Annotated in this window: 8 protein-coding genes; 1 reads left to right on the forward strand and 7 read right to left on the reverse strand. The window is 48.7% G+C overall.

Annotated elements, in window-relative coordinates; translation table 11 throughout:
* The first annotated feature begins 60 nt into the window (after window positions 1-60).
* The gene (locus tag AB7D94_RS15035) at window positions 61-210 is read left to right on the forward strand and encodes an LA_3696 family protein (protein WP_420266789.1); all 150 of its coding nucleotides are present in this window, start codon (window positions 61-63) and stop codon (window positions 208-210) included.
* A gap of 154 nt (window positions 211-364) precedes the next feature.
* Here the strand turns inward: AB7D94_RS15035 and AB7D94_RS15040 are convergent, their stop codons facing one another.
* Genes AB7D94_RS15040 through AB7D94_RS15070 form a run of 7 tightly spaced genes read right to left on the reverse strand, consistent with a single transcriptional unit; the run spans window position 365 to window position 7,999 of the window.
* Window positions 365-1,279, reverse strand: a complete 915-nt coding sequence (locus AB7D94_RS15040) for a site-2 protease family protein (RefSeq protein WP_420266790.1) — start codon at window positions 1,277-1,279, stop codon at window positions 365-367.
* 56 nt (window positions 1,280-1,335) lie between these two features.
* On the reverse strand, window positions 1,336-3,234 hold the full coding sequence (gene rimO / locus AB7D94_RS15045) for a 30S ribosomal protein S12 methylthiotransferase RimO (RefSeq protein WP_420266791.1): 1,899 nt from the start codon (window positions 3,232-3,234) through the stop codon (window positions 1,336-1,338).
* A gap of 20 nt (window positions 3,235-3,254) precedes the next feature.
* On the reverse strand, window positions 3,255-3,716 hold the full coding sequence (locus AB7D94_RS15050) for a DUF2062 domain-containing protein (protein WP_420266792.1): 462 nt from the start codon (window positions 3,714-3,716) through the stop codon (window positions 3,255-3,257).
* Window positions 3,697-4,725, reverse strand: coding sequence for a thiamine-phosphate kinase (thiL, locus tag AB7D94_RS15055; protein ID WP_420266793.1), 1,029 nt, complete (start codon window positions 4,723-4,725; stop codon window positions 3,697-3,699). Before thiL ends, AB7D94_RS15050 begins: the two co-directional genes overlap by 20 nt.
* Window positions 4,722-7,115, reverse strand: coding sequence for an endopeptidase La (lon, locus tag AB7D94_RS15060; RefSeq protein ID WP_420266794.1), 2,394 nt, complete (start codon window positions 7,113-7,115; stop codon window positions 4,722-4,724). The genes thiL and lon overlap by 4 nt, the downstream gene beginning before the upstream one ends.
* Before the next feature lie 2 nt (window positions 7,116-7,117).
* Window positions 7,118-7,489, reverse strand: coding sequence for an Hsp20/alpha crystallin family protein (locus tag AB7D94_RS15065; protein ID WP_420266795.1), 372 nt, complete (start codon window positions 7,487-7,489; stop codon window positions 7,118-7,120).
* Window positions 7,490-7,513: 24 nt separating this feature from the next.
* The gene (locus AB7D94_RS15070) at window positions 7,514-7,999 is read right to left on the reverse strand and encodes a peptidylprolyl isomerase (protein WP_420266796.1); all 486 of its coding nucleotides are present in this window, start codon (window positions 7,997-7,999) and stop codon (window positions 7,514-7,516) included.
* Between the last annotated feature and the right edge of the window lie 233 nt (window positions 8,000-8,232).

Consider the following 8,232-nt stretch of genomic DNA (forward strand, 5'->3'; position numbering starts at 1 on the left):
AAAGCACGGGGGCTTTTAACTCTTTTCGCTTCTCTATGTCGGTTATAGGGCTCCCGTTCTGTGTTGATAAATATCATGGGCATACGGTATAATGAAGACATGAGCATAATAACGATACCCAGGATACTGAGAGAGAAATTAGGCGACGAGGGCGCTGATGCCTTCGTTAAGTCATTAACGAATCTGAAACTGCCTCTCGCAAGGATTTAGCTATTAAAGAAGACATGCTGCGACTGGAATCCAAACTAACTGAGCGTATGACTAAGATAGAGGGCGAATTAACACTTATCAAATGGATGATGGGCATTATGCTTGCCGGTGTCATATCGCTTGTTATGAAAGCGTTTTTCATGCACTGACGCAGCTATTCCATAATCCTAAACGGCATAGGCACAAACGTTACTATAAATATGGCAAGTGAAATTGCCGCCATCTTTTTTCTTGATGGCTCCAGTGGGATTTCATTGAAAATCACGGGCGGGTGTCTCAGGCCCAGCACAACCATCAGCGCCGCCCAGAACAGCCACCCATTCCAATACTCTATCCCCATTAGGGCCAGACACACTACCAACACCCTGGAAATCCATATGTTGCTCCCCCCGGCAAACGCATACATTATATGCCCACCGTCAAGTTGCCCTATCGGTATCAGATTCAGCGACGTGACAAAAAACCCAAGCCACCCGGCAAAGGCAACCGGACTTAACATCACATCATACCCCTGTGGAGGTGTGCCAACTATCAGCTTCGTAAGTAATGAAAACAACAGCGAATCCCCTAAAACCATCCCCATCTTATTATTTACTAAGCCAATCTCCGAATAAAACAGCCCGCCAACAACCGCCACAATAGAAATAATAAAACCCGCAATCGGCCCGGACGCCCCTATGTCCATCAGGGCAGTGCGCGTGCGAATCGGGGATTTCATCTTGATAAACGCCCCAAACGTGCCAATAGGTGACAGAGGGGCCGGAATAAAATACGGCAGCGTGGCCGCAGTGTGATGTCTTATTGACGAATAATAATGGGCCAACTCATGTACCATCAGAATCGTAAGCAGCGTTAACGCAAACGGCAGCCCCTCGTAAAACCTCCACGGCTCATCTAAGGGATTTATGTCCTTTTGTAACATTCCGGCAAGCAGCGTGGTAAGCAAGGTCGCAACAAATAAGATAACGTGAAGTGGTGTGAGGCCCTTCAGCAGCGCACCACAGGGAGGTGTGACCTCTTCCTGCGTATAGTGATATATAGAATCAATGTCCGGGGTCTCATCTGCCATAACTAATTAATTTTAACACTAATCGTGCCATATTGTTCAATAGCACAGCGATATTTTTAAAAAATTATTTCCCCTCTGAGGTCATACTCTTCAGCGTCTGTTATCTGAATAGTAACAAAATCACCTGTGTTGAAATCCCCTGGGGTGTCCTCAATAAATACGCAGCCGTCTATTTCCGGGGCATGGCAGTATAAGCGGGCAAGGGCAACACCTTCTTGTACATCGTCAACTATCCCCCTGAATTGTCTTCCAATCAGCGCGCGGTTTTTCTCATATGATATTTCAGCCTGCAGAAACATTATCTCTTCTACCCGTTTGAGTGTGGTCTTCTTAGAGACTTTCTTTGGCATCTCAAATGCCGCGGTGCCCTGTTCGTCCGAGTAGGCAAAGACGCCGAGCCTGTCAAATTTCACCTCTTCCACAAACGATAAGAGCCTCCTGAAATCCCTGGCGCTCTCACCGGGGAATCCCGCCATCAGCGTAGTCCTCAGACACACCCCCGGTAGTTGTGAGCGTATTGTGTCAAATAATCCGAGATAATAGCCGCGCGACCCCGCCCGCCCCATAGCCCTTAATATGCCGTCTTCGGAGTGCTGAATAGGAATATCAAGATATTTCAATACCTTGTCGTTCCTTTTGATACAATCAATGAGTGCGTCGTCAACCGATGTGGGATATAAGTACATGAGACGAATCCAGAAATCCCCATCCAAAGAGGCGAGGGCGTCTATGAGTGCTACGAGGCTCTCCCCCGTGTCCATCCCATAAGAGGCCGCGTCCTGGGCCACCAGTATAAGCTCCTTTTTGTTTTCGTTGAGGTGAGTTCTGGCCTCTTCTATTACGCGGTCGGCGGCAGTGCTCTTAAAGCGCCCGCGGATTGAGGGTATGGCGCAAAAGCGGCAGCCACGGTTGCAGCCGTCGGCTATCTTCAGGTATGCGTATGGCGGGGAGGGTGGACTGATTTGCTGGTGCGTCCCTGCGCGCGGCACTGCCGCGGTGGTCTTCACCTCTTTGCAATACGCAACTATGGCCGACTCTTGTCCCACACCGAAGATGGCGTCAATCTCCGGTATTTCCTTTACCAGTTCATCTTTATATCTCTGTGCGAGGCATCCAAAGACGAGGAGTTTTTTCCCGTTGGCCTTTAGCGCCGCGAGTTCCAGGATTTCGTTTATTGACTCACGCCTTGCGTCTTCGATAAACCCGCATGTGTTTACAAGTATGACGTCTGAGTCCTCAGGCGTCTCTGTGTAAAGAAAACCCTCGGCGGCAAATAACCGCTCAAGGCTTTGGGAGTCGGCCTGATTCTTTGGGCAGCCAAGCGTGACTACTGATACTGTTGGTGATGACGTGTAAGGAGAGGCCTCTTTGGTACTTGGTTCGGCTGCTGTCTCACCAATGTTTTTACCATCTGAGGTCTTGACATCTTTAAGCAAATACGTTACACTAATAGTAGAAGCCCGTTGCCCCATATGTGGCGCGCTGCCAGAGATGGTATCGTCCATATGCGCTAAATAGGAGGTAGCGGGCTTTTCTATTTCTGTTAGGTTGTGGTCGTAAAATAGTTTGCCGTCATTGGTTTCTTTCACTGTCATTTTTACCCGATAAAGATGTTTGCCTACCTCTAAAGGAGCATAAAATATATGTATGTTTTTTATATTTGGGTCGTTATTCCTGTCTGGCCGTGTCTCACCTAAAACAGCATTTTCTATTAATTCAGGGATTGCCCTAATAGCCTTAACGTGGTTAAATATGGCCGCCCGTTTACCGCTTAATACTTTATCTATCCCGTTGGCGGTTATGGCTATATCCCATCCCGTATCTTTGTTGACGAAATATTTTCCTACAATCTTGTTGTCTTTAACCCAATTCCTGACATCTCTGTCCGCCTCTTTAAGCCCTCCTCTAAACACCTTATCATCAAGCCTTGTTACTTTAACGTCTGGTTTTGACATATATGAGTTAAACGACGGCCTCATGCCGCGGTTTCGCGGGTTTTTTTTCTGTCCCTGAAACGAAAGATGCAGAGCATTATATAGTAACTCAGGACACCGCTGATTAACGAGACAACTGTCGAACCCACGAAAAAGGGCAGCAGAAAAACATTTAACTCGTGCACCACATTTGAAAACGTAATATGGCCAAAATCAAGCGCCAGCATACTCAAATCCATACCAAGGAGCCTTATCCCTACCCATGTGCCAAACGTGTAGATAGGCACGATGGTCAATGGATTCGTGACATAGACGCCTGTAATCGTGGCAGGCTTGTTGAGCTTAAACGCCCATGCCGCAAATATGCCTAAAAACGTGTGTATCCCAAAAAGCGGCGACATCCCTATCATTGTCCCAACGCCAAAAGACGCCGCCATCTTTGACGGCGAATCGTGCTGGCCCATAAGTGACCTGAACATTCCCTTAAGTTTTAAAATGCTCATAGCCGCAGTCCATCAAGTCAACAGATTTGTTGTTTTTGCTGATTAAGACGAGCCGATCGTCTGTTACGTCGCCGATATAGTGTGCCGTATCTATATCATCGGCAGAGGTAAACAGGCACTCATAGTCCTCGCCTCCGCACAGGCTGAAACTGAGTGGGTCTGTATTACCCAAAAAAGCCGCCGCGCTTAGCATCTGGCCAGACATTGGAATCTTGCTTTCGTATAACATTGCCCCAACGCCGCTGTCCTGACAAAGCCGTCGAATATCAAGCGCAAGGCCGTCGCTTATGTCCATCATGGCCGTAACCGCCGCCCCGCCGAACTCCGGCCTGATGACCTTGGGCATCAGGTGTCGCTTGAGCAGTGGATTCATTATCTCCCACGGCAAGGGCTTATCTGCGCGTTGCCCTTTTTCAATTGCAATAGGGGCCATGATTTTTTTCAGCAGCTCAAGGCCGCAGGCAGAGTCCCCAAGCGCACCAGTGACATATATCTTATCACCGGCACGAGCGCCATTTCTTGATATAGGCGTGTCAGCATGGCCAAGCACTATGCCCGTTACCACAATCCCTGAGTGGCAGGAGGTAATGTCACCCCCGATAAGTACAGCGCCGTAGAGGTTTAACGCGTCCTTTACACCAGACAAAAACTTCCTTGCAAAATCGTCTGAGGTGCCGGGGGGAAACGATGTCGTCAGCAAAAACCAATCCGGTGTGCCGCCCATCGCGTATATATCGCTTACGTTGACAGAGACCAGCTTAAATCCCACCTGATATGCCGTGGCAAAGGCCATGTCAAAATGAACCCCTTCGCACATTGTATCGGCACTGATAAGCATATTCCCGCCGCCAACCCGCACGACGGCCGCGTCATCGCCGATGCCTATCGCAAGATCGTTTCTTAATGAACCCTTAGAGAACTCATCCCGTATATACCTGACAAGCGCAAGTTCCCCCACCTGCTGCCGCTTCACGCGCCGCTTTGCGGTGTCGCCTGAGAGAGAAGTCATTGCTTACCGTTTTCGGCCTTATCCTTTTTTCCCTTAGCGGTATCATTAATCAGCGCAATGCCCAGCACCTGGTCCATTGTCTCTACGAATATGAACTCCATATCCTTTTTGATATATTTAGGAATATCCTCAAGGTCTTTTTCGTTTCGCTTGGGGACTATTATCTTCTTGATTCCCATGCGTTTAGCGGCGAGGGATTTCTCTTTCAGGCCGCCTATGGCAAGCACCGTACCGCGCAGGGTAACCTCTCCGGTCATGGCAATGTTCTTGTGGATTGGTTTTCCAGTCAGGGCGGAGGCGATGGCCGTTGTGAGCGTTATACCGGCAGACGGGCCGTCTTTGGGGATGGCCCCGGCGGGGACGTGTATATGAACATCTTTTTTAGAGAACAAGTCGTCGCTTATGTCCAGCTCTTTTGCCCTTGAGCGTACATAGGAAAGGGCTGCCTGAGCCGATTCCTTCATGATGTCGCCAAGCTGCCCCGTAATGGTCAGACTCCCCTTTCCCTTCATCGTAATGGCCTCTACATATATTATATCGCCACCGGCCTCAGTCCACGCCAGCCCTGTGGCCACGCCTACCTCGTCTTTTTTCATCTCCTCCTCAGGCAGAAAACGCGGCGGCCCCATGAACTTGTGCAAGTTTTTATTCGATATGACGAACTTCTTTTTCTTCCCCTCGGCTATCTGCTTTGCTACCTTTCGGCACAGGGTTGCAATGGAGCGCTCAAGATTCCTCACCCCCGCCTCTCTTGTGTACTGGGCAATCAACATGAGAAGGGCTGGCCCTGAGATTTTCATTATATGTTTTCCAATACCATGCTCGCTAAACTGTTTGGGAATAAGATAGTTCCCCGCTATGCCAACCTTTTCCTCCGACGTGTAGCCGGAAAGGTGAATAAGCTCCATCCTGTCTCTCAGAGGACTTGGTATCGTGTCTGTGATATTGCCGGTCGTTATAAACATGACGTGCGTAAGGTCAAACGGCACACCCAGATAGTGGTCAACGAAGGAGTTGTTTTGCTCCGGGTCGAGCACCTCAAGCAGAGCCGATGAGGGGTCGCCCCTGAAATCAGTACCGATTTTATCCACTTCGTCAAGCATAAACACAGGGTTATTCATACCGGCCTGTTTGATGCCCTGGATAATCCTACCGGGAAGCGCCCCGACATACGTGCGCCTGTGTCCTCTTATCTCGGCCTCGTCTCTTACGCCACCGAGGGAGATTCGCACGAACTCACGCCCCAGTGAGCGCGCTATGGACTTCCCAAGGGATGTCTTCCCTACGCCCGGAGGGCCAATAAAACACAGTATCGGGCCTTTCATTTTGGGATTTAGTTTCCTTACGCTGAGGTACTCTAAGATTCTCTCTTTAATTTTTTCAAGGTCGTAGTGGTCATCGTTGAGGACTTTCTTCGCCACCTTTATGTTCAAATTGTCCTTCGTGGATTTAGACCACGGCAGCTCCACAAGCCAATCCAGATATGTGCGCACGGTGGCCGCCTCAGCGCTGTCGGGGTGCATCTTCTCAAGCCTCTTCAACTGCTTTTCGGCCTCGGTTAGAACCTTCTCAGGCATCTTGGCTTCAAGGATTTTCTTTTTGAATTCCCTGATTTCCTCCATCTTTTCGTCTATATCGCCGAGTTCTTTTTGTATAGCCTTGAGCTGCTCTCTGAGAAAATACTCGCGCTGTGTCTTGTCTATCTCTCCTCTGGCCTCGGTCTGGATTTTCTGTTGCACGATAAGCAGCTCTATTTCGCGGTTCAGCACTTCGCTGACCTTTTTTAGTCTTTCCACCGGGTCATCTATTTCGAGGATGCGCTGGGCCTGGTCGGTCTTAAGCCCAATGTTGGAGGCAACAAGGTCGCCCAGCCTGCCCGGGTCGTCAAGGTTCTCTATGACTATCATAATGTCCGGTAGGATGGTCTTTCCCAAGGACAGCGTCTTATCAATCTGTTCTTTGACGTTTCGTATCAGGGCCTCTATTTCAAGTGTGATGACCTCAGGTTTGCGTTCCTCAATCTTTTCAATACTGGCCACATAGATGCCGTCCTTTTCAGTTATATTAAGACATCTGGCCTTGGCAAGCCCCTGAACAAGGATTTTCACCCGCCCGTCCGGCAGTTTGAGCATTCTCATTATCAACCCAACCGTGCCGACGCTGAAGAGGTCGTCTGTCTCAGGATTTTCTATGTTTAAATCCTTCTGTGTCAGCAGCATTATCATCCTGTTCGTATTTAAAGAATAATCTATGGCGCTGATGGACTTCTCCCTGCCTACAAACAGGGGGAGTATCATATATGGAAATACCACAATGTCACGCACTGGCAGTATTGGCAGTGTGTCCGGTACCTCTATCTCTTTTTCATCTTTTTTATCGTCTTGCCCCATTGTCACTCCTTTATAACTCTGATTTGGAAAACTCTGTCCTTTATCTTTGGGAATTTCAGTGTGATAACACCGTCCTTATAAACCGCCGCCGCTGACGATGTATTTACCCTTATCGGCAGTTTTATCATCCGCCTGAAGGTCTCGTGAGTCCTTTCCATACAAAGGAAACGGCAATTATCTGTTGACAACTTGCTCCTTATACCCTCAATCACAACTATGTCGTCATATACCTTCAACGACATGTCATCAATATCCACGCCGGGCAGGTCTATCTCAAACACCAGCGCGTCGGCGGTCTCATAAATATCCATAGGCGGAAGCGGTATGGCGGTCTCAGCCGCACAAAATATCCTTTCCTCTTGTCTATTTTTCAAGCTGTTTCCTCATCATACACTAAGTTATACTTCAACTATCCCGACAGTCATCTCAACCCTGTCCTTAGGGTTGTCGCGCACATCCCTGGGTACAGAGACAATCTTATCAACGACATCCAGGCCCTCGACTACCTCTCCGAACACCGTATATTGCCCGTCAAGAAACGGGGAATCGGCAACGCAGATAAAAAACTGCGAACCGGCTGAATCCGGGTGCTGCGCCCTTGCCATTGAAAGAATACCGCGCTTGTGCGATATAGGGCTGAATTCGGCCTTTACCGTGTGGCCAGGGCCGCCCATGCCGTGGTTTGATTTGTCGTGGTCTTTTGTGTTGGGGTCGCCGCCCTGAATCATGAACCCAGGTATAACGCGGTGGAAGGTCGTGCCGTCATAAAAACCCTTTTTTGCCAGTTCAATGAAATTATTGACATGGTTTGGCGCAGTCTCAGGATAAAATTTCAGACTAATCCTGCCAAAGCCCGTCTCTATTACCGCGTGTTCTTCTGCCATTTCTACTATCTCCTTTTTTTAGTTGCGGCTGTGAAAAAATATTACCCGAACGAAATAAACAGCATGTTAACCGGCAGCCCTCACATTCCCGCTCTCTACACTGCCGCCGACCATTTATAAGTGTAGTAAAAATACCTTAACGGCGTCAACATCTTTTTTCTTTGCTGTTAATACGGTGGAGCCCAAGCTCCGATATAGAAATTTGCACCTATTGATAAAAGGGTTTTTGAAAG

The organism is Candidatus Magnetominusculus dajiuhuensis (genome assembly GCF_046044395.1).
GTDB classification, from domain to species: domain Bacteria; phylum Nitrospirota; class Thermodesulfovibrionia; order Thermodesulfovibrionales; family Magnetobacteriaceae; genus Magnetominusculus; species Magnetominusculus dajiuhuensis.

Coding starts and splice junctions, on each gene's coding strand:
- AB7D94_RS15040 (WP_420266790.1), bottom strand. CDS start 1,279: ATGGCAGATGAGACCCCGGACATTGATTCTATATATCACTATACGCAG.
- rimO (WP_420266791.1), bottom strand. CDS start 3,234: ATGTCAAAACCAGACGTTAAAGTAACAAGGCTTGATGATAAGGTGTTT.
- AB7D94_RS15050 (WP_420266792.1), bottom strand. CDS start 3,716: ATGAGCATTTTAAAACTTAAGGGAATGTTCAGGTCACTTATGGGCCAG.
- thiL (WP_420266793.1), bottom strand. CDS start 4,725: ATGACTTCTCTCTCAGGCGACACCGCAAAGCGGCGCGTGAAGCGGCAG.
- lon (WP_420266794.1), bottom strand. CDS start 7,115: ATGGGGCAAGACGATAAAAAAGATGAAAAAGAGATAGAGGTACCGGAC.
- AB7D94_RS15070 (WP_420266796.1), bottom strand. CDS start 7,999: ATGGCAGAAGAACACGCGGTAATAGAGACGGGCTTTGGCAGGATTAGT.